Genomic DNA, 26,707 nt, shown 5'->3' on the forward strand with positions numbered 1-26,707 from the left:
CCACTATCTATTACGTTTTGGTGGTTTCTCAGGCTCATCTTTTTCGTGATCGAGCTCTTTGGTGTGTCTTATATGCGCTTTTTGATATTGCGTTTGAGCATCTTGGCCTACAATTGCTTTCATACTATCCATGAATTGCTCTGCAGGAACCGTAGCGTCAGATGCAATCGCACCAAAAATTGAACTAGAGAGAATGGCAGCTCTTGAAGTGAAGGCGACAACCGCGTTACTAATCACGATAAACGACACCACTAAACTTATGCCTACTGGCATCCCACCTGCATTTTGCGCAACCATTATTCCTCCGAAATCGTATGAAGTTGGCAAATACACAGCAAGTAGGCAGAATCTGAATAGCGCAAAATCCGGTTCAATTACACATCTAGGACAAATCTGGAAATCAAAAAGTGCATAAATTATTCCCAATCCAACCTCTGCCAATACTGCAAATGCAGCAAACGTGATAACGGGGGTCACGGCTACTTGTGCCAAGTTTTTTATCCAGTTATCAAAAATGGATTTTGTCCTCTTAAAGAAAATCATGGAGAGAAAGATTGGTGCAAGACAAAGAAGTATTGCCACCATAACAAGCGACATGACGTACGCAACGATGATCTTGAGCATGGCCATAAAAATCTGTATTAAGCCCACGATTATCAACAAGAAATACAGGATTCCTAAACCACCAGAAAACAAAAAACTAAAGATCCTGAGCCAATTCTCTTGTGTGCTAAAAGGAGCAAGTACTTTATCAAGAAACGCAAAATCCACACCATTCATGTTGCCCGAAAAGTAATTAATTAACTGCCCAGAACCCTCTACAAAAAGTTGAAACAAATTCTCATTGAAAAATTTCCAACTATTGGGACCAAAAAGAACCGCGATTATGCCAAGCTTCACAAGTAGGATTACCAGATCAACCTGGGGCGTCCTAACAAGGCCAAATAAGAAGGCTAAACCGTAGATAACGATGTAAAGTACGATAGAAGCTTGCACCGCGATTGTGAGCGTACTTCCTGCTACTGCTTTATAGACACCCCCTACCGCGCCAGCAACATCGTCACCCTCGCTGAACCTGCCATATTCATCGACTGTCTTGCCGTACAAAATCCTTATTATCTTACTCTTTACACTGTTCGTTGCCTTACTAAAAAGCTTTATACCGTTCTGCCGCTTAAGAACATAATGTAGCGATATGTAACCCCGGCTTTCAGCCTTCCCATCTCCTCGTTGATCTACTATTCCCACGTACATAGATCCCTTCCTATCTATTATGTTGGTGGAGTCTGGCACTAAAAATGCACCCCCTTCACCCTGAACTGAGGGTTCAAAGTTGGGATCTTCTTCGGAGATGTACACTTTTACTCCCTTAAAATCGGGAATATCGCATTTCCTACTTACCTTGAGCTTAAAAATACCATTTTGCGCAACCGTTTCATCAAGTGAACTAAATTGCAGCTGCATTGACTTGAAGGATCTTGAAGACACCCTAAAGAATTTATTTAGTGGAACTGTTGTACGGTTAAAAAAATAATCGTCATTACTGGCACGACAGAGCCCAGGAATATCCTTATCGTCGTAACACAAGTAAGACAACTGTCCACTATCATCCTTCAAATAGAGATGAAGCCACCGCAGAACGAGATCTTTACCCTCGAATTCGACTAAGGCCTCATTGCGCTTAATAAATTGACCAGTTTGCTCTATAAGCGCTTTACAGTACCTATGAAGAGCGATTCCAGGAACTCTTTTACTTAGATTTTCTACTTCCTTGCTATACCGATCTAAACTTTCTCCAAAAACTACAGCTCTACACAAATCGACTGTGCCAATCGATCGGTCTATACCCCCATTCAGGCTGTAGACAACCTTAAACTTATCTAGAGCACCCTTTTTATCAACTACCAGATTAATCCCTGGCGCAAAAAGACCTCCATAGGGTTCCCCTCTATGCTTCATACATTCCTGATAATTTCCCGGGTAGATTCTCGCATCTTTACCCGCACAAATATCATTACTAATCAACCCGGATTCCAGCGCGGGCCTCAAACCTATTAGAACTTCATCACCTTCAAGAAGATTGAGATCGACCTCAGCTTTGCCACCTGGAAACTCAAGATCCACCCACCTACAACTAGGAGTATCACAAAGATTCTCACCATTTTCGTTCAAACAATCATCAGGACAGGGAGGATAACAAAGTGAATAATCATCAGACCTTTTAATCTGATATTCAAATATATCACCCTTTTCTAGGTTGATACCCACATTTACCCAGTGAGTCCTAGCATCAGGTACTTCTCCTTCAGCAACACCCATATACTCCAGACAATTCCTATCACCTACATCACCTGGATTGGGACAGACTCGCAAAGTACCTTTTTTGACATCATTAGAGCTGGCACCGGAAATACAGTCTCCGGCACACCCAGACAAACAAAGAAGGAGCAACAAACAAACAAGTGCAAAACCTTTGTTGGGCACAGCAACCCCTCCAGCTCTGATTCTGACCTTAGTCAGCATCTTGTATACTATTTGCTTAACCTGCACCACCCATTCCGCCTGCACCACCTTCTCCAGCGCCTTTAACGGTTTGATCACCAGAGCCCTCTGGTCCCGCACGTTTTCCTCCAAGTTTCTTGCCTATGTTCTTTCCTCCTTCAACCAAGGTCTTAGCTTTAACGGTTTGATCACCAGAGCCCTCTGGTCCCGCACGTTTTCCTCCAAGTTTCTTGCCTATGTTCTTTCCTCCTTCAACCAAGGTCTTAGAAGTATTAAGTGAAATAGCAGCGAGTTTTTTTGCCATGGATTGAGGACTGCTGACATGTCTTGAAAGATCTGCTCGGAAGTTGCCAACGAGCTCTGCAGCCAAGCCACCTAAAATACCAAGGAAGTGGAAAAACAAGAATAGCATTAAAGCCATCATGCCCAGCTTTATCCATAAAACACTAGTGGATGAAGGGTCACTCGCAATCGTAGTGACATAAATACCAAAAAGTAACGGTTTCTGTGTAAGTGACATTTCCTGAATTACACATGCAAGAACTGAAGAATCCCTCAACTCTCCGTCTGCATTTTTCTCTTTACACTGGTTTGGATTCGCAAGCTTATAGCTGTAGTAACTCCGTACACCATCTAACTTAGAAACGCGCTGGAAGGTCAGATCATCAAAGAAGAGCTTGTCAAAAACAGAAAAAACAAGGGCTAAAAATCCAAACAAAACTATAGGATACAGCGAGTAAGCCATCACTTCTTTCAACCAGCCTTCGAAGAAAGGTTTCGTTACCTGAAACAAAATCATCGGGATAAAAATCGGAGAAAAAAGTATCAGTATCGTAAGCGCGATTATTGCCAGTATGAAAAGATGTACTATCCACAGGATAATGAGGAACATGAGTATCACGTACATTAGGACCAACAAGGCAATTACCAACTGTCCTGCAAAAAAGAATGCCAAGATCAATACGGGTACCATATATATCCCTGCGCCAAGCGCACTTATCGCACCAGCCGTTATGACAGTCGCTACACCACCACCTGCAACAGTCGGATTACCAAGAGCACTACCCAAGTAGAAAGCCACCCTACAATCTAACCTATCCCAAAGAGTCATGTAGGAGAGATTTTTCAATTCTAACTTTGAGAATATAGGTAAGTTACCACCTTGTCCTAGTTTCAGTGAGGAGCAACTTAAAACACCTGAATCAATAAACTTCTTCAATTCAGCAAAGTCTCTTTTATGCCCTGACTTGACAAAAGCCTCAAAGCACCCCCTTTCTTCGGCAGATAGGGGCTTTGTAACCACAAGTTCATTATATTCGGATGAGTCGAAGTCACACACATCTTTTTTTCCTCCTCCGCTGTAGACGATATCCGCTAGACCGGTAGAGAGCGTGAGCAATCTATCATAGTAGACGATCATTCCATCACCTATCGTGAAATAAGCAATTGCAGCAATTTTAAGGACAAACATTGTCCATTCTTGTAGACCGCTTACACCACCACTAAGAAGTTTGAAGCCAAATAGCAGAACCGCGAGAACTAATACAGCCTCTACGGCAGCCTTTAACTTTTTCTGTGCAATAACTAAGAAACCCTCACTTTCTTTACAGTCCGAAACCAAAATGTTTCTCAATGACTCCCTAATACACTGGACCACCAAAGATGTCATCGGGAACTGGGCCTTCGCAATCAAGCCTGTCACACCGTAACATGCGCTACTTATGTAACAACTGAAACAACCTGAATTATCGTAACTTAACACCCTGGAAAGATCGTCAGGATCATAAATCGGCTTCGATTTGATACACATAGGGGAAGGGTCGGCGGGATCTCTCAAATGACAGCCAACTTTCGCCCTTCTAGAAAACGTGACATAGCCGCAAAGCTTGGATCCATCGTACTCAGCAGAAAAAACATAAGGACCTATTCTCCTACTTTCCATGTTTTTCAGTGTCACACACTGTATCGAGCGCACACTTACCTTTCTTTTCATGTCTATAAGGGTATCCAAACTTTGGATTTTGTTCTCACCACCCAACACACCAAGATTAATTGCAGTGAAACTACTTTCCCTGCTATCCAATTGAGTCTCCTGCCCTGCTCTGGAGATATAACCCCAATCAAAAGGTTCTCTGTAACATATTTCAATGTATTTTCCGTTCTCTGCTCTGTTGCGTGGCCAAGCATACGTGCAACCCCCCGCATTACTATTGATTTCATTGCTCTCCTTCTTCTCGCAATAGACCATTTTCTCATCGGAGCAGACCTCAGCTCCCGCACCTTCATCCTGGCAGTATTTATAGTATCCAGTACGCGTTCTAAGAACCGGGTTTCTAACAAATGACCAAAGACAGCCTACCAGTTGCATCGCTGAAACTACCGCAGCAGCTATCAATCCAAGACCAACAGCAACTATAATTCCACCGCTGCCAACAATAATCATTATTCCAGCTACAATACCAGCAATCAGACCAATGAGTGCAAAAGCTACGTCGGTTCCACATTCAGGATAAGATGCTTCACCCGGCATTACTTTGGGTAGCACAACCTCTTCTGCATACGCGTGAGAAAAGAAGAACCCGCTCTTAAGAAGCAGTATATTATTGTCTAAAAGGTTGAGTGCTAAGAGTAAAAGTATTCCTCTGAGAAAAAGCTTCATTGCTGATCCAACTCCTTCACTTTTTCATAAAAAACTGGAAGCCACTTTACTGGTTCTTCACCATACTCTTCCATAATCCGGTGCAGGAGTAGTACCGTATCCGCGCGTCCAGATAAGACTGAGATAATATCTTCCATTCCACTGAGATTGATCCGCGCTATAACAGCACTCATAGCCTGTTTTATCAAGAAAAACCGTGTAGCTGGATCTGTGTGTTTGATAAGCATGTACTCCCGCTCGCTAAGCATAAACACGGATCTGTAAACATCTGTTGCTTTAAGGTTTGGCAAAAAAATCTGCGTCGCTGTCTGCTGAACTAAAGTATCACTTATCGCACTCTTACTTGCATCCTCTACACTCTGGGTAGCGAATATAACAAACGTATTTAGCTTCCTTAGAACCTTGAGCCAATCCTTAATTGTGGGCGCAAAAACTGGATTATCTATAAGGGCCCAAGCCTCATCTAACACAATCATGGAAGGGGACCCATCCAACGAGATGCTTATTCTATGGAACAAATATTGCAAAACAGGCGCAAGCGCCGCACTGTCTCTAAGGAGGTGTCCCATTTCAAAACCAAATACACTAGCCTTTGAAAAATCGAGACAATCTTCCTGATTATCAAAAAGCGTTGCATGCGAACCATTCCCATACCACATTAATAGGCGAGTAGCCAAACTATTGTCACCTTCCAACCCAAAAAACGCAGAAAGATTGCTCAGAGTTCTATCTGCTTTGTCGAGCTTAAAATTACCTGCCACCGCATCATTCAGTGTCGCAATATCCGCCGCAGTGAACTTATCTCCATTGACAGAGGCTAGAATCTTCAACCACTCTGTCAAGAAGGTTCTATTCTCCGGTGTATCATCAAGCTGAAGAGGGTTAAAGTAACTCTTGCTCCTTGGTTCTATCACTGTGTAAATACCACCTAGCGCACGAATAAAAATCTCAGCACCCCTATCCTTATCAAAAAAAAACATCCGTGGCCTGAACTTCATACTCTGTGCACATAAAAAGTTGAGTAAGACAGTTTTACCTGCCCCAGTCGGGCCAATTATTAGCGTGTGCCCAACATCTTTACAGTGGAAATTGAAGTAAAATGGCGTACCCGAAGTAGTATCAAAAACAGTGATTGCATCCCCCCAGTGATTACCCTCCATCTTCCCAAATGGGTAATTGTGCTGTGATGCAAAGCCCGCCAGATTTAGTGTACTTATCGTAGCTTTTCTAACTATATAATCAAAATTTCCGGGTAACTGGGCCCAAAAAGCAGGTTCAAGATTGATCTTTTCGCGGACAGCATACACACCAGCATTTGTTAGCTCAGATTCGACTAGCGACAGTGCATTCTCAAGTCCTTTTTCAGTTTTTTCACGACAGAGTATGGTCAAATGGTGCAGCCCAAACGCAATTCGACCGCTCATAGCATCATCGAGAGCTCTAGTTATTTCAGCAACCTGCGAAATAGCTTTATCCTGAGTTTGTAACATTCGGCTCTGCTGAACCTGCATCTTACTGATTGCAACCTGTCTGTGCACAAACTGAAATGTCTGCGTGATAACAAGTTCATATGGGACTTGCAGAAAATTGTCGAGCATTCCAGCTGAAGTATTCTGACCATATTCCTTCAGACTTATAATCCCAGCATACTCACTTCTGGATGGTGTAACTATCTCTATCGATTTCCTTCCAAAATACATCCTGCAACCACAGAGAGCCTCATCAAGTGGTCCGTAAGGAAGAACAAAATCTGATTGCGCCACACCACAATTGGCAATCCCAGAGAGAAAAGCTAGAACTTCGGAGTATGTAACATTGCCAACTTTTTTCAACCCAAGAAGATGGGGCGTATTGTTCCTCAAGCTTACCAAAAGCTTGTTTGTCATTTCCTCTAATTCTTCGTGGGCAATTTTCAAATCGGCAATACGACCCTCTTTCGTGTCCTTACGAGTTACTTTTCTATAAAGATCGTTGAAGAGCTCGACTTTTTTGTCATTACGCCTCACGACTGTTATGTATAGCTCATTCACAAAAGAGCTTTTATTCCCATGTTTCTGGCGCCATCTCTTTCTGACATAGTCAGCAAAGTAATTGGGTATTTTGTTAGAAAAGAGAGCACGAGCCTGACTTCCTTCTCTTCTGCGGATTAAGTGGAAACTAAGAGCAAAATGACCAGAAGAGACACTTTTAAAAAGCTGATTTCTTAATGCCTTGTGAATGTCTACGTCCTCATCATCGGCAGTTTCGAAGGGGTAACCGACCAGCCTTATAACCTTAAGCATGGAGTTATCCTTCAGAAGAATGGTACTGGAATCTAAGTGATCCTTATAGGGTACAAAATTTCTGGCGTGATACTCCGAGGAAGCAACTTTAGCTTTATAGTTCTTAAAAACGGCAAAATCGAACATCCCTAGAACACATCGTAAGAGTTAGCATCATGGTAAGCACGATTCTTACATCTCATGCATTTCTGATTCCTTACTAGAAAAAGCTCCAAAAAGAGCGGCTCATTGAAGCAGATAAGGTACCCTATCCCGTGTATGGTCGGCATGAAAAAGAGCAGGATAAAAAGGTTTTTCGTCAGTATGTACGCAAGCAACGAAATAATCAGATTCATTGCACTAAAAGTAAAACTCACACCGAGGAACATGGCCGGACGCGTAAGACCCTTAAAGAGCGGATCAAGACCTAAACTACCTACACCCATACTTCAAATTTTGCTATCAACTCATGACACCATGGATACACCACACCCACTCAGATACACACTATTACCTAATCGTTAAGTATTTCCCAACACAACTATCAAAACGCGGCCCTAGTAAAATACTCAAAACCAAGAATTCTCGCCACTACTATCAACTACACGGGGCCCGGTCGGACAAATTCTAGCCACGAGCACATAGAAAATCTACATCTAAGAAGTAACACAGCACTTTTTGCTAACAGACAAACAAGGTATCCCACACCAGATCAGTTATGCATTAAATAGCATACAATATTATAGCTTATCTTATTTCTAGAATATGAAACAGCTTTTTACCCGAACCGATTTTGATGCTGCCATAGTGTGTAGTACGCACCTTTCATGGCAAGAAGGGTCGAATGAGTCCCCCTTTCAATTACCTCACCACAAGAAAGAACTATGATCTCATCCGCATAGGCCACCGTAGACAATCTATGCGCGATAATCAAAGACGTGCAGTCTTTCCCAGCACTCATGATGCTCTCTTTAATTGCGGATTCTGTTTTGCTATCAAGTGAAGAGCTAGCTTCGTCGAATACGAGAATTTTTGCATCTTTTTTGAGTAACGCACGTGCAATAGCAACCCTTTGTTTTTCACCACCAGAAAGCTTTAGACCCCTCTCTCCAACAACGGTCTGATATTGTTCCTTCGTATGAGTAATAAACTCGTGAATACTTGCAAGATTCGCGACCCTGATTACATCATCTAACTTGGTATTTTGCGGATTAGAATACGCGATATTGTTGAAAATGGTATCGTTGAAGAGGCTAATATCCTGAGGAACAACTCCAATATATCGTTGAAAACTTTCGGGCTTCAAAGTGCTAAGATCCTGACCATCTATAAGGATTTGCCCTTCGGATGGAGAATAAAATCCAAATAATAATTTCGACACTGTTGACTTACCAGCACCACTCTTTCCAACTATTGCAAGAGTTTTCCCACGCTCCAAGCGAAAAGAGAGATTCTTTAAAATTTGGCAATCATCAGAATATCCAAAACTCACATTCTTGAATTCGACTACCCCCTCCTTGAATACAAACTCAGGCCGGTGATTTTGCACATTATCGTGGCATTCTTCCGATAACAATTCTCTAACTAAGTCTACATCTAGGTAAGCAAGACGCATTTCCCTATACGCAAAACCAAGATTTCCTAAAGGAATATAAAGTTGCAAAAGGTATGTATTAACCAAAGCAAAATCACCGATCGTTGCAGCATTGGCAACGATGTCAAGGATAACCGCAAGATTTATTCCAATTAAACCAAGAGCAATGATTAACGCCTGGCCAATGTTAAGAACGGACAAGCTCCTCCTGTTTTTTACTGCAAGTTCTGTATAGTTTTTGAGAAAGTTAGAATAGCAATTAGCCTCATAGTTTTGGTTATTGAAATATTTGACAGTTTCATAATTTATCAGACTATCGACCGCTTTGAATGCAGCTTTTGTTTCAGCTAGCTTCATTTCTCTTATGCAGCCAGTCCGCCACTGTGTGATCAATATCGTGTAAATACAGTAGAGAGCCAGTGTCAGAAAAAGCAGCACAAAGTAGTAGTACGGATAGAAAAGAAGTACGAGTATACAAACAAAGATTGTTTCAAGGAAAGTTGGAAATATACTGAAGGTTACAAATCTCAAGAACGTTTCGATTCCCTTTACACCACGTTCCATTACTTTAGACACTTCACCTATTTTTCTGCTTACATGGAACCTTATCCCCATGTACTGGAGGTGAGAAAAGGTTTTTAAAGCTAATGTTTTAGCAGCATTTTGTTCAACTAAGACGAAATATATCTCCTTTAGCTCATTTAAAACTTGAGATAGAAACCTTATTCCTGCATAAGCGAAGATAACTAAAACAACTGATCCAACGGAAAAATTCTGTACCGACTCAAATTTCTCAATTGCATCAAAAAGGAATTTATAAATGAATGGTACAAGGCTGCTGGCTATCTTCGCCAAACAGAGAAACCCAAACGCAGCAATAAAAGCAGAACGCAGCCTAATCGAACTCTTACTCCATAATAAGTCAAAAATCAGAGACAGCGTCGTCATATATCGTGTAACAAGCTTCGACTGCCAAAAAAGCGTAACATATAACAACTAGCCTGATACTGTGCAATGTATTCAGTCGGTACTTACACGTTAGTATATTTGGGAATAGATATCTAATCCTCAATCTACTATACTAATTCTGAGCCAACACCCGACAACAGATCATGTTGTGCAGGATCTCCTAACGGATAACAAAACTCCGTTCCGAGGAGACACTCTTTCTCAAAAAATTTGTGTGCTTCCTTTCTTCCGTGGTCCATGAGCTCACAGCGAACTTCTTCACTGAGATCAAGATCAAAAGTGGTTAATACCCTACCGTTCGAACTAACAAAATTTGTATCGATACTAATCTCTCCCGCAAAATTAGGATGATGATACCTAGGTGGAGCAAGCTTACCAGCATCAAAAATGCATATCAGGTACCCAAGCAGGTCATGGTATGCATCAGCCTTAGAAGCCACTTGAGAAAAATCTAAATCTTTAACCTTCTCGAAAATTGTGTCAGCATGCATATCGTTGAACAATTGCATCATGAAGACCAAATCTTTATGCGACCACAGGGTCTGCTGCTCTTCACATGTACCTATATGGATAGCAAGGGTTTCCTCATTGTACTTGGCATCTGGATTGGAAAGGAATTGAGGTTGATCGAAAAGCCAAAGTGGATAGTTATCCAGCAGACCTCCATCGACTAAAAGTTCTCCATTTGGCCCACGACATGGAACAAAATAGAACGGATAAGAAGCAGAAGCTCTTACAGCATCCACAACACTGTAATCCGGCGTATCCTCCCACGAGTATTGCACAAGTTTCTTGTTCGTAACATCTGTAGCAAAGACATAGAGATCCCTAAAACCAAGATCATGCATCTCGGCAAAGGTAATGTCCGAACTACCACACTTCTCTTCTAGTAGGTCACGCAACCGCCCAAGCAACTTATCACCAGTATATCTACCATACTCTTCAAAAAACCTGTTGGTCTCTTCAGGCAAACACACTGCATCTACTTCCTCTGCAAAAGGGATCTCGAGAAAAAAATCTCTCATCTCTTTCACATCCATACCTATAGCCGTAAGAAGTGCTAGCACAGCCCCTGATGAAACACCAGCAACCCGTTCTATGGAATGTAGGACGTCACGCTCTTCTAGGGCTTCCATAGCCCCAACACTGTAAAGAACCTTTACGCCACCACCTTTAAAGACTAAATTTTTGTATAACACAGCACCAGTATATTTTCTCAATATTCATAAAAGGAAGCACTTTTTTTTGTCGGGAGCAGACAAAAACGAAACATCGACCCAATAAAGCCACCTTGGACCACGTTCGCAATGCTCCCAGGACCCAAAAGAAATCTTTACGAATTCTCTTCCTCACCCGCACCGCAAGCAATGCGGACATCATAACACATTACCCCACAATTGTCGAATCCTGGATTGCTAAGCGTCTCTATCTTCACATTTCATTCGCATAGAGTGTATAATATTTCATGTGTGTGCTTGCCTACGTCTCGTGGTATTTTGTATGCATGACCTTATTGCCATCATGGGTTTATAGGCACGTTCTTGAACACACAACATGTTGCTTGGTTTTGTTTCTAGAAGGTGGAGTTAAAGTGTCGTACGGGTTCTCCGGGCTATGTTAGTCTGGAAGGCCCGGTACAAAAAGAGAGGAGGTTTGGTGCGCTTTTTCGTGTTCTGCTTGGATTTCTGGTACAGACAGTGCCACAAAGCATTATTGTCTTAGCGCTGATAAAATACCTTCATGACTCTGCTGTCCTCTATGAGCTCATAGAAGGCACCGTGGACGGGCTCTACAGTTCTCAACCCTCGAACCCGTTGGCGCAATTTCTTTTGTGGAACAAGAAGTCTCTGCTTTGTTCTAGCAGGTCTTTTTTCAGTCGAGTAATTCTTGTCAGTATGATCACTACAATGATTGTCGTTGGAGCTCTTATCCTTTTGATCTCCTATGAAGTGGCAAGTGCGTTTGAAAGAAGAAAGAACACTGTGGAAAAACAGTTAAAACAAAAAAGAAGAAAGGAGCTCGCTGAAAAAGGAGCACAGTTTGCACTTGGATTTACAGCTGGAACTGCCTTAGTCACCATTTTATTGCTTATACCATTCTTTCTGCTGCCTAACAAAAAACCTGAAAGCACTCTGACCTTTGTGCTTAGGTTCTACGATATTCGTGATAATCCACTGGCTGAAATTTTAAAGGGCATAGTTAAGGAAACTTTCAAAAAAAACGTCCTTTTCGAAAAATACACTGCAAAAGTAGAATCTTGCATTTTGGGAGTATTTTCCGCCTCAATGGCCCTTTTTTGTGTAGTCCTAGTTTTTCTGGTTATATCTGCTCTGTGTGAAACAAGGACGCGTAGCACCAATAAGGAAAGCCCTTCGGAAACACCAGAAAATTCTACTTCTACTTCTTTGGAAAGTCTCTGCACTCCCGTGGTTTCCCTGTCTATCTAGCGCACTTTGAGAATACAGTACGTGTGTGCTTCGCCTATCCAACATTGAAAGTACCTCCTTCGTAGGCTATTTTTCGAGCTTAAGAAATTTAACGGAAAGAGAAAGTGGAAAAAAGAAGTATAGCGACCAGTTTCGGGAGAATAATATATCTGGACTGGAACCACCAAGGTAAACTTGGACCTGTAATTTGTATTCACGGGATCAATAGGAACAAACGTGACTTTGATTATCTAGCTAAAACACTAGCTAGAAGCGATTTTAGGGTCATAGCTATAGATGTGCCAGGAAGAGGGGAAAGCGAATACATGCAAGCAGACCTGTATACATATGAGAATTATGGCAAAATTCTTTTGGAATTTATAAACGGACTAGATCTACAGAGATGCATTTTAGTGGGAACATCAATGGGGGGAATAATATCAATGATGTTAGCATCCACTATTCCTCAAAAAATTGAAGCACTTGTCATAAATGACATAGGACCATATACAGATTACTCGGCGATGATTGTATTAAGCAAATATCTCTGCATGTACCCAACTTTTTCATCGCTTGACGAAGCAAACAAATTCTTAAGAGTAATGTTAAAACCACTTGGCTTACTCAAAGAAAAACATTGGCAGCACATGCTGCGTCACTCCTTCAGGAATACTGAGGAAGGAAAATATGTGTTGGACTTCGACCCAGAAATTTTTAGGAATCACAGAGAAAAAATAACTGGATCTAGAAATTTATGGGAAATATGGCACAATATTGATCAGAACATTCCAATACTTGCATTGAGAGGCGAACTCTCACGCATGCTATCAAAAGAAACATTCACCAAAATGGCTCAGTCACACCAGAGAATTTCGTGCCTAGAATACACTGGTGTAGGACATGCACCTTCACTCATGGACCACAAACAATTAGAAGACATCAAATCCTGGTTGCTCGCAAATAGTTCGGAAAAACAAAATTGAAGCATCACGGATGCGCAAAACCTGGAAATCGTCACTAATATTGATATATCACTACCGTCTTTGTTGATAAGAAATATCTTTATGATACATTCTCCTTCTGGAATGAAAATTCAGTCTTAGTCTTCATGAATATTTTCAGATCTATGATTTGGGCTTTACTGCTCGCTCTTCTGGGTGATTTTGCCAGCGCATCTCCTGCTGCTAAGTCTGGCACTAAATTTTATGTTGGTGCTAACTACAACGCTTTTGTAGCCGGTAAAATCAGTGGAGAGGATATACATAGGGACATTAACACAGAAAAAGCAAAGCTCTTCTTCCCTGTAACCAAGAAGAAACTTATGGATAGCACACTTGAGAGTTTCGGTGGTAAAATCGGATTTACCGTATCGGGTCTCAGCGTAGAAGCAGAATGCCTATATGGACGAACTGCCTCCTCAGGTTTATCAAGTCAAACCAATGATCCTGCACACAAAACTAAGACTATCTCAGCCAGTGATGGAAAGACTAATGGGGGATATGTATACCTATTAGGGATTCTAAATACCAACTTGGAATTCTCAGGGGTGACGTTATTCAGTCCTTACTTAAGCCTCGGGGTCGGGAGTGGCAGCATACTCATTGAAGGAGATGATGGGAATTATGGATTTCCACTCGTAACACAACTAAGAACAGGATTAAAATCGGATCTTGAATTATTCTCACTATCAGTAAAACCGTATTTTGGATACAGGTTAATGCTTGTTTCAAGCATGTGCACAGAAAGGCTGACTGATGTCCCCACAATAGTTACAAGTCGTCTAGATACAGGTCTAGGTATTGTGGATAAAATAAAGGAAGCGGTGAGCGTGATCCGTAGCATGAGTCATGTTTCACACAATATTGAAGCTGGTATAGCTTTCTATATGCACTAATGCAGCCTAGATAAAGTAGCCTCTGACACTCCTCTTACACTACGTTTTGGCACGTAAGTTCTATCGTAGCTCAGCACTTCCTTGAAGGACTGGGCTTAGTGCTAGGAAAACCAATATCCAATCTCATTTTATGAATTTCTGTTTGCTCTGAAATTTCAGAGGCAAGTAAGTTTTTTCAGATTTTATGCACTTGAATTCCAAGTAAATCTTGTTTTTTATACTATTTATGGAGCTAATTTTAGATTAATACAAAAAAAAGTAATATTTTTTTTACAAAATTAGGTTAGTTCTTTGCATTTTACTGAACCATCGGGGGTTTACAAATGATCAATTATCATTTTCTAAGAAGTGCTGCATGTTTTTGTTTGCTTGCTCTAGCCCCCATATATGAAGCCAAAGCCACAGAAGCTGAAACCCAGAAAGAAGAAGCTGGACTTTATGGAAGGGTCTTCAATATAGCAAAGCTTTCTGGGGAAAGTAATTTCATGGATACTGGCCGTGCAGCGATAAATGCCTGGAATGACTCCCATACAACCAGACCAGACGGCTATCTTAATGGTACTGTGATAAGGGAATTCAGACCTACACATGGATTCAGCATGATGGGTGTCGGTCTAGCAGTTGGCTACCATATCCAAGAAACAAGAATAGAATTTGAAGCCCTGATAAACGGTACAGGTAAACTTGCTGAAAGAGCAGAAGAATCTTTTTATGGTGTCGCAGATGTACCATCTGGTTGGGCAACTAGCAAGGAAAACAACAAGAAATTAGAAGGTATACAATTTCTCCCTGTTGGGCCTATGCAATTCACAGATTTTAGTTACAAGGCCGGCTTGTTGAATGTCTACCACGACTTCAGTGCTGGAAAAGTATTAAATCTATTCGTAGGAGGGGGTGTCGGACTTGCTAAGGTTAAATACAAATTGTCCGAGGCACAAAACCTAGTTAGTACACCTTTTGTTATGCAGGGTAGGATTGGTATTTCTTTTGATGTTGATTATCTGAAAAAGGCTGGTGTGGTGCCCTATTTAGGGTATACTGCACGCTACTTTGGAGAAGCAAAGACCAAAGAACCAGTGACAGGTTTGGGTGTAATAAGGTCTAAGTCACCTAGCCTAGCCTTTATTGCTGATTATCAAGTAGAAACAGAACCAGTAGAAGGAATAAACTTTGTGCCTACAGCAAAGCACTTGCTTCACAACCTAGAGGTAGGCTTCACATTCTTACTTGATGCGTAATGACTTATTCGCTCAAACTGGAAGATGGATTTCCGATGAAATCTATCTTCCTTAATGTGAAATTATATCTGGTTGATGTATATCGGATAAGACTTCCGTTATGTTGGATGAATGTCGCAGAGTGGAATCATAAAAAAGGACCCTGCTTGCATTTTTTATTTTGCCCAATTTGAGAGTCGTTTTCAGATGCTTGTTTATGGATTCACCTAAATCTGAGATGTGTTCATATAGGTAAGCTTATCACCCTAATTGAGCAGTTTTTCGCTCAAAAAATCAAAAAAATCTACTTCAGAAGCCCTTGACGATGGACTTCTTGAAGGACATGATATAGACTTTTCCTATGAAACTTCAAAGAGGTGAACTAAATGATAGATAGAAAGTTCCTAGTGAGTCTTGCCATTTTTGGTGTACTTGCGAGCGCATCTCCTTCTTATTCGCAGGGCGGTGCGGAAGGTTTCGCTGAAGAGGCGGATGTGTTTTATGCTAAAGTTAGCTATGCTCCTGGCATGATTCAGGAGACTGAGTGGAGTGGTGAAGCATATGCCAATAATGCTACTGCAACCGAAAAAAAAGCATTCAAGCCAGAATATGATTTCGGACTCATGGGCGGGTCTGGCTCTCTCGGATATTACTTTGGTGGTATGAGGGTTGAGATTGAGGGTAGCGTACACAAAATTACTGCTAAAAAAGATACCAAGTTACGTACAAAGGTTCCTGCTAGCAATGGAAGTGATGCGAATGCAGATACTGCAACTTATAAGGGTGCAACCTTTGTTGGTGGCATGCTTAGTGTAAACTATGACGTTGCAATCACTGATTATATCAGTCCATACTTTGGTGTAGGTTTTGGCGCGCACAGGGTGGCTTTGGATTTTGAGAAATCTAATTCGGTTACAGCGTATCACCTCGCTTCTCAGTTGAAAGCTGGTGTTAATGTGACTGGTCTGACTTCTGTTGTGCCTTATGCTGGATATAGGTTTACATATCTCAACGAAAGAGAGTATACGGGCGCAAAAGCAGACGATGGTACTACCGCTTTTACACCTAAGGTTGCACATATGATACACAACTTTGAGGTTGGTGTGATGGTGCCTATGAATGCATAGTTCTTAGTTCCTATCGCTGCGAGGTGGAGTTTCCATACCGCTGATTCTGTGTGGGTGCGCATGTTATTTTTGATTGTTTTACAATTCATTGTTGCGGTCCTAATTGTGACGTTGGTCCTGTGTCAAAGTTCAGGCTCCGATGTCGCTGGTACTTTTACCTCTGGGCGTAGGGGTCTTTTTCCTGCCAGAAGTGTATCTGGCTTGTTTGTGAGGTTCACCTGGGTCCTCCTGCTCGTGTTCTTTCTAAATACAATACTCCTCGGAAGGCTGAATTTTACTTCGAACACCGAGGTTATAACAAATGAAGTGGAAGAAGAGTTAGAGAGGGCCCTAGAAGCAGATCATAGGGAAGCTGAAAATGTCGACTATACCTCCTTTGAATAGGAGATCCTGTGCCTTCATATTTGTTACAGGGGGTGTCTCGTCGTCTATTGGTAAGGGGCTTACGACCTCCGCCTTGGCATCTTTGATGCAGTCTATGGGGTTTCGTGTTTGCATCAGGAAAATGGATCCCTATCTTAACGTCGATCCTGGAACTATGAGCCCACTGCAGCACGGTGAGGTCTTCGTCACTGAAGATGGTACTGAGGCTGATCTTGATCTTGGTCATTACGAGCGATTTACTGGTATAAACTGCACCCACCGTGATAGCACGACGGCAGGGAGGATATATGTTGACCTTATAGAACGCGAGCGGAATGGTGAGTATCTTGGTGCAACTGTTCAAGTTATTCCACACGTCACGAATCTTATTAAGGACTTTATTTACTCCGGGTCTGACCAGTATGATGTGATACTGTGTGAGATTGGTGGTACAGTCGGAGATATTGAGGGGCAGCCATTTTTTGAATCCGCAAGGCAGGTTGCCTACGAAGTTGGGAAGGAAAATGTCATATACATACATCTTACCCTTGTTCCTTACTTAGAAGCTTCTGGTGAGCTTAAAACAAAACCTTCTCAACACTCTGTCAAGGCATTGAATGCTTTAGGTATACAACCTGATTTCTTAATATGCAGAACACAATCAGCACAAATGTCTGCTGCAGACAAAAGGAAGATAGCTCTATTTTGTAATATTAGGGAGGGTAACGTTATAGAAGCGCAGGACGTAGACAACATATACAAGATCCCTCTGATCTATAAAGAGCAGGGGCTTGACACAAAAATAAGTGCGCTTCTTGGGTGCGGTCCACTAGAAGCAGGCGTATCTCACTGGAAAGAGATTGTAGGAAGAACACGATCTCTTGCAAACAGTGGTAAAAAACTTTTTGTAGCGATAATTGGTAAGTACTCAGGTTTATGCGACGCTTACATTTCGGTTGATTCTGCTTTGCAGCATGCTGCTTTCGCTGTAGGAGTAAATTTATCTGTCCAAATTATAGACGCACGAGGAAAAGACATGTCCGACCTTTCAAAATTTGACATGATACTCATCCCGGGTGGTTTTGGTAATAATGGAATAGACGGCAAGCTATTAGCAATAACGCATGCAAGAATCAACAATATTCCTTTTTTAGGTATTTGTTTTGGTTTTCAGTTAGCAATTTTAGAATTTGCGAGGAATGTTGTCGGAATTAAAGATGCTGATTCAACGGAGTTTAACAAAAATTGTAAAGCACCTGTAATTTGCTTTTTGGACGAGTGGCACCGTTCAGACTCATCTGTGGAAAGGCGCCGTCAATCCTCACAAGTTGGGGGCACGATGCGTCTTGGTGGATATAATTGCGTTCTAAAAAAGGAATCAAAAGCTTACGCGATCTACAACGAAACAGAGGTAATTTCAGAACGACACAGACACAGATACGAAGCCAATCCACATTATTTGCCTGAACTGGAGGCAAAAGGTATGCTTTTTTCTGGATATTCAGAGAAAGGTTGCGATATTCCAGAAATCCTCGAACTCAAAGATCATCCTTGGTTTCTGGGGGTACAGTTTCACCCAGAATTCAAATCCAGGATATTTAAACCACATCCGCTGTTTTTATCATTCGTAAGAGCAGGACTGCTACGTAAATACAGCTGATACAGACGCACACACAGGAAACCTAGTCTCTTACGTGAATCTATGCTACAATTAGCCTGATGGGGGTGCCATTAAAGACCGTGGAGGCAACAGGAGTCGAACCTGCGACCTTCTGGGTGCAAACCAGATGCTCTACCAGCTGAGCTATACCCCCTCTGGCACATTAGAAACTATCACGGTGTAGATGTCAAGCTGAGATGATGCCCTTTTCATTACGAAGTTTATTCTTCACGTTTTGTAAATTTATTAAAACTAAAATATCAGAAGCAGACTGAGACCAAGATCCTATTAAACATATGCAATCACCAAGTTCACATTCCCCACTACACGCAACTGTGTCGTTGATGAATTTCATTGTGCATACCACGGAACAAAACTTTAGCTATGAGGAAGCATTACTCATACTTAAGGAGGCTGCAGATGCCGATAGGGGTATAGTATGGATTAAAGATGAGAATAAGGGACGGATAACACGGTTCGATCTCTCATCAGCGCAAAACGAAGAACCAAAACCTCTATTCTCATCGCATGACTACCTGCTACAGGTGATGAATATGTTCAGGGGGGCCGATGAGATAGTTGCTGCTATAGTCGATGCTCCTGAGAAGGAAAGGCTAAGAAGTCAGCTTACAAGGAGAGCCCTGATTGTCCTAATAAGTGGATTTCCGCGACATAATGAAAAGGCATGCAAGGGATTTTTGAAAAACTTTAACTCCGAAGTTTGCACAATTCTCAAGGAACGTGTACTGCCATCACTCTCACTAGAAGAAATTTCCAGGCTGCTGAGAAAAGCTGAGTCTTATGCCCCTTTAGGAGAAAGACAGCACTATTCAGTAGAAACAATTACAAAAATTGGAGACAGCCTTGTTTCTCAAAGTGATACTCTAATTACAGGAACAACGGAACATCAGAAGCAACTTTTAGAGAATTACAGCACTCAGTCCTGGTATCAGCTTTTACATCCTGTTGAACAAGCCCTCTTTAGAAGGCATGTAGATGCCTTAACGGATGGCAAGCATATTCCCTCAGCATATCTAAGAGAGATACCCGGTCTGCGTAATTGTTATAGAAAAGTACTTGCAAAGCTCACCCTAGACGATTCGGGTAATATCACCAATAAAACAGTTCTGGCTAGTTACACGCACAGCGCAGCAGTCGCTGGTACACAGGGTAACAGAACAGAAAGATTACAGCTGGCTAATGAGAACTATCAACAACTATGTAATGCTAACCCTGGAAAAAATGTGAACGTACTCACCCTCTGTTCGAGAGTTCCATGCCAGGGACTCATCGACAGATTTTTTCCTAGGGCGAGCTCAAGTGCCCTAGACACCTATGTGGTCGACACTACGAGAAGCGCTGTTGGCAGGGAAAATACCCACATAATACCAGTTAACGCACTCAGATTTATAAGTAGAAATACAATACGCAGTACCTGCGACAAGGCAATAGCTGCATATGTTGAAAAATCTGGAATAAGTACAAACCCCGAACAGCAAGCCTTATTAAAGTACCTCACACAGAATACTAGTCGCTGGAATACAAGAGGTTACAGGCAAGCATGCGCCAACTTACTTAATCTACAAACCCAAGAAGAAAGAGCTCTGGCAAAGGAAATGGTCGAGCTCAGGAGGCTTGAGATTAAACAAAGCGGCCTTTTGGGTAGACTTACTTCGCTCTTTGAAGTGCTGGCATCAAAACTCAGAGGTACTCCTAGAAACAGAAACGCAAGGCTCGCAGCTAAGGTCACTGCACTGTGGGAACAGGTATGTGACAATGATGTTTTATGTGTCTCGTGTAAAAGTGGTAAGGATCGCACTGGATATACATCAATGGTAGCAGACGCAATTGCATGCGCAGCGTACATTCCTAAGTCGCAACCAGAAGCAATACAAAAAGCACTAACCGGCAGTGGTCATGTGCAATTCCTTGCTTCACACAGCGGAGGAAAAACAGGATGCTTCGGCCTAAAGCCAGTACAAGTAGATGCTTTCGAAGGAATAGGAGGAGAGCACTGTGTATCTCTGTTTACAAATGCTGCAAGAAGCAGTAGCTCAATTTCTTTGGCCAATACAGATGGCAAGAGTGTGCCTACAAAGGCACCACAGTGCCAATCAACACGGACAAGGAGAGAAAGCACAGCTTCATCTTCTAGTTCGCTTTCCACTCTATCTTCTAGTATTGGTAGTTCACACCAAGAAAGACACCCTGTTACAGATCTCGCAGGTCCAACTGTACAACGTGGAATTGATCCTAAGCAACAAACAGAGCAGTCAGCCTCCAGATAAAACTTTATCTACTTTCCTTGAATTTCGCTTGCCAGCTTCTCCAGTATTGCGTTGACAAAACCAACCTCCTTTACTGACAGAAAGAGTCCTCCCAAGCTTACATATTCGTTAATGACAAGATTTCTTTGCCCAACACTGCTTAGTCGTAGTTCAGATATGGCAACCCTCAAAAGCGATAACTTGAGATTATCTATTCTATTTATCTCCCACTCTTCAGATAAGAAGCGTCCTATAAGCTCTGTATCCGCTTCTACATTAGCGAGACATAAATCCAAGATAGAATTGAGTAACTCAAGATCATATCGCTTCATATAGGGCATCTCTTGCAGCTCCAAGGCCCTACTAATAAGCTCCGATTGCGGCAAATCAGAAAAATAACTTGAGTAGCACACTTCAATAGACAGTAATCTGGCAACCCTTTTCTCACTTGGCATCTTTTACTCCTTGTGAGTAGAGAGCTTCCCTACTCTGCTGAAATACACCTACAGACCTTAAAAGTGAGATAACTTCATATGCTGGAAGTCCAACAACATTGAAGTATGAACCCCTGATGAATAAAACGAAGCCCTGCGCCATTCCTTGTATCGAATAGCCGCCTGCCTTGCCAATACCTTCCTTTGTTGCCAGGTAAAATTCTATTTCTTCATTAGAGAGCCTTTTGAACTTTAGGACAGTCATGACCGTCCTTTGTCTTACCTCACCAGACTTTGTAACCAAACAAAGCGAAGTATAAAGTCTGTGTCGCCTTCCACTTAGAAACTCGAGACAATAACGCACATCTTCGTCACAGCACGCCTTGGGAAGTATCCGTCTACCACAGGAAGCTACGGTATCAGCTGTTATTACGTTTTCTTCGTGACAAACTCTTTTAAGTTTAAGTGCCTTTTCGTAAGCCATTCTCTTAGCATAGGTAAGAGGAAGCTCACCCTTCTTCGGTGACTCATCTATTTCTGGTCCAATGGATCTCTTCGGGAAAAATCCAAGGACCTCAAGAAGCTGACTCCTGCATTTTGACGAAGAACCCAGAATAAAGTCGGAATACATATCACACAACAGGTAAGTAGAGGGTCAACGTGACTGAGTGATTCATTTTCGTGTCTTACCTTTAGTAGTTCCCTCACCAAGATCATCCATACGCTTCTTCCGGAATCCCTCTCTTTCGACAATGATCCCCCTGTTTGTGTCATACTGAAGAAACATCGAGACAACTACCTTATCACTAAGGATAATTTTTATTTTTTTTCTGCGCATTTTACCACAGGAATGCGCTAGTATCTCTCTCCCATTTTCAAGTCTTACTCGAAACTCGGGTCCCCTAAGGACCTCGATTACCTCACCTACGAAGCGCCTTTCATCTTCTCTAGGCATAACAATGCTTCCTCAACATACGGATTTTACAAACTTACAACTTTAACTCTGTCAAATGAACTTATATGAAATCTTAACTTGATCTTCATACCAAGTAATGACTTCATCTGTATGATAATTGTTAAAATTTGGATTAACAACTTCCCCTGACCCAGCACAGAGCAATCCAAATGCTGAATTATGAAAAAAATTATATATTTAGATAATTAAACGCTAACTTGGGACATACCTTAAGCCATTCCCTTAGGATGTGAGATTTTGCATCCATAAGATCTGAATAAAAAAATTCTTTGGTTAATGAAAGGGTTGCTCTTCTTGATACTCTTGCGATTTAGGGTTATTTGGGTTATCATACCTCACCGTCTCTGGCGTTTTCTATTATGGTAAGGATGAATACTCCAGAAGCCTCGCTTGGCTTCAAGGCGCCTCCTTTTTCGATCGAGTTTGGTGGTTCCATGTACTCGCTTTCGAGTGTTGCTGGTCCCAGCGGCACGCTAGTGATGTTTATTTGCAACCATTGTCCGTATGTAAAACAGATAGTGCGCCAACTTTCCAAAGATGTAAAATTGATGCAGGAGAGGGGTATCGGTGTAGTGGCAGTCATGCCCAATGATGTCTCTTCGTATCCAGAAGACTCACCGGAAAAGATGGCTGACTTTGCACAAGAGTACGGGTTTTCGTTCCCTTACATCTATGATGCCGACCAAAGAATTGCCGCAAGCTATGGGGCTGTTTGTACACCGGATTTTTTCGGTTTTGACAGAAACCTTGAATTACAATACCGTGGCCAATTCATTGACCTTGCATCGGGAACACATGACCTGCTCGATGCGATGCTTGAGATCGCTGGCGGTAGAAAAGTTTCGAGAAAACAGAAGCCCAGTATTGGTTGTTCAATAAAGTGGAAATAATTTTGACGGTACCACCTTTGCATGTTTGATGATGGCATCACTTTGTTCCAGGTAATAGCGCTGCTTTCAACCGCTGTTTTAGTGGTAGCGTTGTTCTTGAAGTTAAATATAAGTCCAATTTTGGGTTATTTTGTCGCCGGAGCAGTACTTGGTACACATGGGTTCAAGATAGTCACGTTTTCCTCACCCATGGAGACCTTCGCTGAATTTGGTATCGTCTTTTTACTTTTCCTGATCGGGCTGGAGCTTACGCTAGATCGAATCATGTCCATGCGGCTGCATGTTTTCGGCTTAGGAACATTACAGGTCATAATAACTGCGCTTCTGATCATATTAATCTGTCGAATATTTGGTAATAGTTCGAGTGCATCAATCATAATAGGGTGTGCGTTTGCCCTTTCTTCAACAGCTATAGTACTTCAAGTGCTGCAAGAAACCGGAATGGAATCAAACCAAGTAGGAAGGCTTTCAATAGCTGTCTTGCTAATGCAGGATTTTACGGTTGTGCCACTGTTAGTACTCGTTGCACTTTTGGGAAATAACGCACCACAGAATCTTCTCCTTCCTATTGCCATGTCACTAATCAGGGCTGGTTTAGTGTTGTTGCTAATTTTTGTTGCTGGTAGGTTGTTGCTAAGGCCTTTCTTTAAGATTATTGCTTCCACTAAGAGTAGTGAACTATTCATAGCCACGACGCTACTCATAGTACTCGGAGCAGCTTATATAACCGAGAAACTTGAATTATCAATGGCGATGGGCGCATTCGTGGCCGGTCTTTTGCTTGCAGAAACGGAATACCGTCACGAAGTCGAGCAAGTAATATTCCCATTCAAGAGTTTGCTCCTGGGCCTGTTTTTTATGACAGTTGGTATGTCGATAGACCTCAGGATGCTCGTCGAAAACATAGGATTAATTACCGGTATAGCTTTAGCTTTAATGACACTCAAAGCATCAATTGTAATAGGGTTAGCAAAATTGTTTGGGTTTAAAACTGGTCCTGCAATAAATGCTGGTTTGCTGTTAGCACAGGGCAGTGAATTTGCACTCATCCTGTTTAAACTGGACAGCAGCACTACAATCCTTGATGCTTCAATGGTTAACATACTGGTCTCCTCGGTTACGATGAGCATGGCATTTACACCACTTTTCTCCAGCATTGGAACCATGGTTGCAAATAAACTTGAGGCACCTGATAGAATAGTCGAGGAAGACGAACTCATTCAACTAATGCGTGCTAGTGTCGCTGATATTGATAACCATGTCGTCATAGCGGGTTTTGGCCGGGTGGGTAGAATGGTTGCGCGAATGCTAGCTGAGGAAAGAATCAACTACATTGCCATTGATGTGGATTCTAAGATTGTGGAAAAGGCACAGGATGAAGGTTTCCCTATTTTTAAAGGGAACATCAACAAGCGTGCCACTTTAGATGCAATCGCCGCAGACAGAGCTTCCACTATAGTGCTTTCAATGCAAAACGGGGTTACTAGTAAAAAGGCGGTCGCCCTTATAGGGCAAAGTTTCCCTCATGCTACTATTGTCGCACGCGTGGCAGATTTCTCCGATATCAAGACTTATAGAAAGTTAGGCGCACATAAGCTTGTACCAGAAACCTACGAAACTGGTCTGCAAATAGGAGCAGAAGTGTTACAGTCAGTCGGCCTAGGATCTTTTGCAATTGCCTCACTCAAAGAACGCTTCAGAGCGTGTGATTATGCAATTCCAAAAAGCATCGCCAAAGAAGAGGAACCACCTTCTTAGAGACCACACGCACAAGTACCGAGAGCTTAGCCCGTATGCACAAAGCGCTGTGATATCAAGGTTTATTCCCACTCAACTGTGGCTGGCGGTTTGGATGTAATGTCATATACTACACGAGAGACTGCGCTCACACGATTGGGTATTTTGGTTGCAACCTCATTCAGAAAGGAAAGAAAGCGCAATTTATCATCATCATGAGCCTCAAATGGATAGGCACTAGCTGTCATTCCATCGTGAGAAACAATAGCGCGTAGCGCACAAACATAGTTATAAGAGCGCTTATCACCCATCACACCAACGGAACAAACTGGTAATAATACGCTGAAAGCCTGCCATATGTGAGAATACAGATTGTATTCCTTCATTGTCGAGATGTATATCTCATCGATATCCTGAAGCACAGCCACTTTTTCTTGAGTTACTTCTCCTAGGATTCGTATCGCCAGAGCAGGTCCTGGTGACGGATGCCGCATTAAAAGGACCTCACTCACACCTAACTGACGCCCAATTGCTCTCACCTCATCTTTAAAGAGCAATCTAAAAGGCTCAAGCAACTTTAACCCCATTTTCTTGGGCAGCCCACCCACATTGTGGTGAGATTTAATTGTATGGGAACCTCCACCACCCGATTCGATAACGTCGGGGTACAAAGTGCCCTGTAAAAGAAATTCCACACCCTGGATTTTTAGAGCCTCTTCTTCAAATACTTGAATAAAAGTCTCTCCAACAATTCTTCTCTTCTGTTCGGGATCTGCAACTCCAGCAAGCTTTTTAAAGAACCTATCAGCTGCAAAAACAATCTTCAGCGGTATTCCCAACGATGAAAATGATTCCTTCACTTCATTAGCTTCATTTTTTCTTAGAAGTCCTGTATCTACAAAAATGCAATGAAGCCTTTCACCTATTGCTCCGTGCATAAATTTCGCTGCAACTGTTGAATCAACACCTCCGCTGACTGCAGCAAGAACACCTGCATCACCAGTGGTAGCAACTACCATGCGTTTTTCTTCTTCGGAAAAAACTTGTAGATCCCAGGTATTTTCAACTCCTGCAATTGATATGAAATTGCGTAGTAAGACACCACCATTCTCAGTGTGTGAGACCTCAGGATGAAACTGAAAGCCATATATCTTCCTGTTTTCATCAGCAATTAGTGCAAATTGGCAATCGTCTGTCTTTGCGACACATTTAAAACCACAAGGAAGCGTCACAACCGCATCACCGTGACTCATCCAGACCGTAAAATCCGAGGCACTGATGTTGCTCACAATCGGGCTTTCTGCAACGATCTGGAGTCTAGCCCTTCCATATTCGCGGTTTTTACCAGAGACCACACTAGCACCTAAGAAATCGCTTAGGAGTTGCTTTCCGTAGCAGATTCCTAACACTGGTATACCATGCGTAGAATTCAGGCTCAGAACCATTGCGATTAGGTCTCTGTAGTTCGCATACTCACTGGTAGACTGGTGGCTACCGGATAATATAACACCCTTTATGTCATTGGAGAAAGTAAAGCCAGAGGGGTTATAGATACACGAGCAGCATCCATTTTCCCTTAACTTTCGAGCTATCAGCTGGGTAAACTGCGATCCTAGATCAATGATGGCTATTTCGGGCATCATCTCGCTTTACGGGAGTACACAGGCAGATTATATTGCTGATAGATAACAAAATCTAGTGAAGCACAGTTAAAAGTAAAGAAATACACCT

At 42.1% G+C, this 26,707-nt stretch carries 20 protein-coding genes and 1 tRNA gene; 10 read left to right on the forward strand and 11 right to left on the reverse strand.

What is annotated here, in order from left to right:
• Positions 1–3 precede the first annotated feature (3 nt).
• From NSE_RS03510 to NSE_RS03535, 6 genes are all read right to left on the reverse strand, one after another.
• Positions 4–2,550: a type IV secretion system protein gene (locus NSE_RS03510; RefSeq protein ID WP_227028949.1), complete on the reverse strand. Its 2,547-nt coding sequence runs from the start codon at positions 2,548–2,550 to the stop codon at positions 4–6.
• On the reverse strand, positions 2,540–5,161 hold the full coding sequence (locus NSE_RS03515) for a type IV secretion system protein (RefSeq protein ID WP_011452235.1): 2,622 nt from the start codon (positions 5,159–5,161) through the stop codon (positions 2,540–2,542). The genes NSE_RS03510 and NSE_RS03515 overlap by 11 nt, the downstream gene beginning before the upstream one ends.
• Positions 5,158–7,569 (reverse strand): VirB4 family type IV secretion/conjugal transfer ATPase, encoded by a 2,412-nt coding sequence (locus tag NSE_RS03520; protein ID WP_011452236.1) that lies wholly within the window; start codon positions 7,567–7,569, stop codon positions 5,158–5,160. Before NSE_RS03520 ends, NSE_RS03515 begins: the two co-directional genes overlap by 4 nt.
• Positions 7,570–7,571: 2 nt before the next feature.
• Positions 7,572–7,868, reverse strand: coding sequence for a type IV secretion system protein VirB3 (locus NSE_RS03525; protein ID WP_011452237.1), 297 nt, complete (start codon positions 7,866–7,868; stop codon positions 7,572–7,574).
• 332 nt (positions 7,869–8,200) lie between these two features.
• On the reverse strand, positions 8,201–9,964 hold the full coding sequence (locus tag NSE_RS03530) for an ABCB family ABC transporter ATP-binding protein/permease (protein ID WP_011452238.1): 1,764 nt from the start codon (positions 9,962–9,964) through the stop codon (positions 8,201–8,203).
• Between the two features lie 128 nt (positions 9,965–10,092).
• Positions 10,093–11,205: a patatin-like phospholipase family protein gene (locus NSE_RS03535; protein WP_227028950.1), complete on the reverse strand. Its 1,113-nt coding sequence runs from the start codon at positions 11,203–11,205 to the stop codon at positions 10,093–10,095.
• A gap of 360 nt (positions 11,206–11,565) precedes the next feature.
• On the opposite strand from NSE_RS03535, the gene NSE_RS03540 reads away from it, so the two are divergent.
• The 7 genes from NSE_RS03540 (at position 11,566) to NSE_RS03570 (ending at position 18,672) form a co-directional block, all read left to right on the forward strand.
• Complete coding sequence (locus NSE_RS03540) at positions 11,566–12,432, forward strand: hypothetical protein (protein WP_011452242.1); 867 nt, start codon at positions 11,566–11,568, stop codon at positions 12,430–12,432.
• Positions 12,433–12,536: 104 nt separating this feature from the next.
• The gene (locus NSE_RS03545; protein ID WP_011452244.1) at positions 12,537–13,394 is read left to right on the forward strand and encodes an alpha/beta fold hydrolase; all 858 of its coding nucleotides are present in this window, start codon (positions 12,537–12,539) and stop codon (positions 13,392–13,394) included.
• 125 nt (positions 13,395–13,519) lie between these two features.
• Positions 13,520–14,305, forward strand: a complete 786-nt coding sequence (locus tag NSE_RS03550) for a hypothetical protein (RefSeq protein ID WP_011452245.1) — start codon at positions 13,520–13,522, stop codon at positions 14,303–14,305.
• A gap of 323 nt (positions 14,306–14,628) precedes the next feature.
• Positions 14,629–15,543 (forward strand): P44/Msp2 family outer membrane protein, encoded by a 915-nt coding sequence (locus NSE_RS03555; protein ID WP_011452246.1) that lies wholly within the window; start codon positions 14,629–14,631, stop codon positions 15,541–15,543.
• Between the two features lie 365 nt (positions 15,544–15,908).
• Positions 15,909–16,649, forward strand: a complete 741-nt coding sequence (locus tag NSE_RS03560) for a P44/Msp2 family outer membrane protein (protein WP_011452248.1) — start codon at positions 15,909–15,911, stop codon at positions 16,647–16,649.
• Between the two features lie 60 nt (positions 16,650–16,709).
• Positions 16,710–17,033, forward strand: coding sequence for a preprotein translocase subunit SecG (gene secG / locus NSE_RS03565; RefSeq protein WP_011452249.1), 324 nt, complete (start codon positions 16,710–16,712; stop codon positions 17,031–17,033).
• Positions 17,026–18,672, forward strand: a complete 1,647-nt coding sequence (locus tag NSE_RS03570) for a CTP synthase (protein WP_011452250.1) — start codon at positions 17,026–17,028, stop codon at positions 18,670–18,672. The genes secG and NSE_RS03570 overlap by 8 nt, the downstream gene beginning before the upstream one ends.
• Before the next feature lie 81 nt (positions 18,673–18,753).
• On the opposite strand, the gene NSE_RS03575 is transcribed toward NSE_RS03570, so the two are convergent.
• Positions 18,754–18,826, reverse strand: a tRNA-Ala gene (locus NSE_RS03575).
• Positions 18,827–19,016: 190 nt separating this feature from the next.
• Between NSE_RS03575 and NSE_RS03580 the strand changes: the two genes are divergently transcribed.
• Complete coding sequence (locus NSE_RS03580; RefSeq protein WP_157858685.1) at positions 19,017–20,960, forward strand: hypothetical protein; 1,944 nt, start codon at positions 19,017–19,019, stop codon at positions 20,958–20,960.
• An 8-nt stretch (positions 20,961–20,968) separates the two neighbouring features.
• Here NSE_RS03580 and NSE_RS03585 read toward each other — a convergent pair whose 3' ends face one another.
• Genes NSE_RS03585 through infA form a run of 3 tightly spaced genes read right to left on the reverse strand, consistent with a single transcriptional unit; the run spans position 20,969 to position 22,328 of the window.
• Positions 20,969–21,394 (reverse strand): transcription antitermination protein NusB, encoded by a 426-nt coding sequence (locus NSE_RS03585; protein ID WP_011452252.1) that lies wholly within the window; start codon positions 21,392–21,394, stop codon positions 20,969–20,971.
• Complete coding sequence (locus NSE_RS03590) at positions 21,384–22,004, reverse strand: Maf family protein (protein ID WP_041917528.1); 621 nt, start codon at positions 22,002–22,004, stop codon at positions 21,384–21,386. Before NSE_RS03590 ends, NSE_RS03585 begins: the two co-directional genes overlap by 11 nt.
• Before the next feature lie 42 nt (positions 22,005–22,046).
• Positions 22,047–22,328 (reverse strand): translation initiation factor IF-1, encoded by a 282-nt coding sequence (gene infA, locus NSE_RS03595; protein WP_011452254.1) that lies wholly within the window; start codon positions 22,326–22,328, stop codon positions 22,047–22,049.
• A gap of 380 nt (positions 22,329–22,708) precedes the next feature.
• Here infA and NSE_RS03600 point away from each other — a divergent pair, with 380 nt between their 5' ends.
• Positions 22,709–23,239 carry a thioredoxin family protein gene (locus tag NSE_RS03600; protein WP_011452256.1) on the forward strand — a complete coding sequence of 177 codons (531 nt, stop codon included), beginning with the start codon at positions 22,709–22,711 and terminating at the stop codon, positions 23,237–23,239.
• Positions 23,240–23,260: 21 nt separating this feature from the next.
• Positions 23,261–24,997, forward strand: coding sequence for a monovalent cation:proton antiporter-2 (CPA2) family protein (locus NSE_RS03605; RefSeq protein WP_011452257.1), 1,737 nt, complete (start codon positions 23,261–23,263; stop codon positions 24,995–24,997).
• Between the two features lie 62 nt (positions 24,998–25,059).
• Here NSE_RS03605 and guaA read toward each other — a convergent pair whose 3' ends face one another.
• The gene (gene guaA / locus NSE_RS03610) at positions 25,060–26,616 is read right to left on the reverse strand and encodes a glutamine-hydrolyzing GMP synthase (protein WP_041917529.1); all 1,557 of its coding nucleotides are present in this window, start codon (positions 26,614–26,616) and stop codon (positions 25,060–25,062) included.
• Positions 26,617–26,707: the final 91 nt, after the last annotated feature.

The sequence above is a fragment of the Neorickettsia sennetsu str. Miyayama genome, from assembly GCF_000013165.1.
Taxonomy (GTDB): domain Bacteria; phylum Pseudomonadota; class Alphaproteobacteria; order Rickettsiales; family Anaplasmataceae; genus Neorickettsia; species Neorickettsia sennetsu.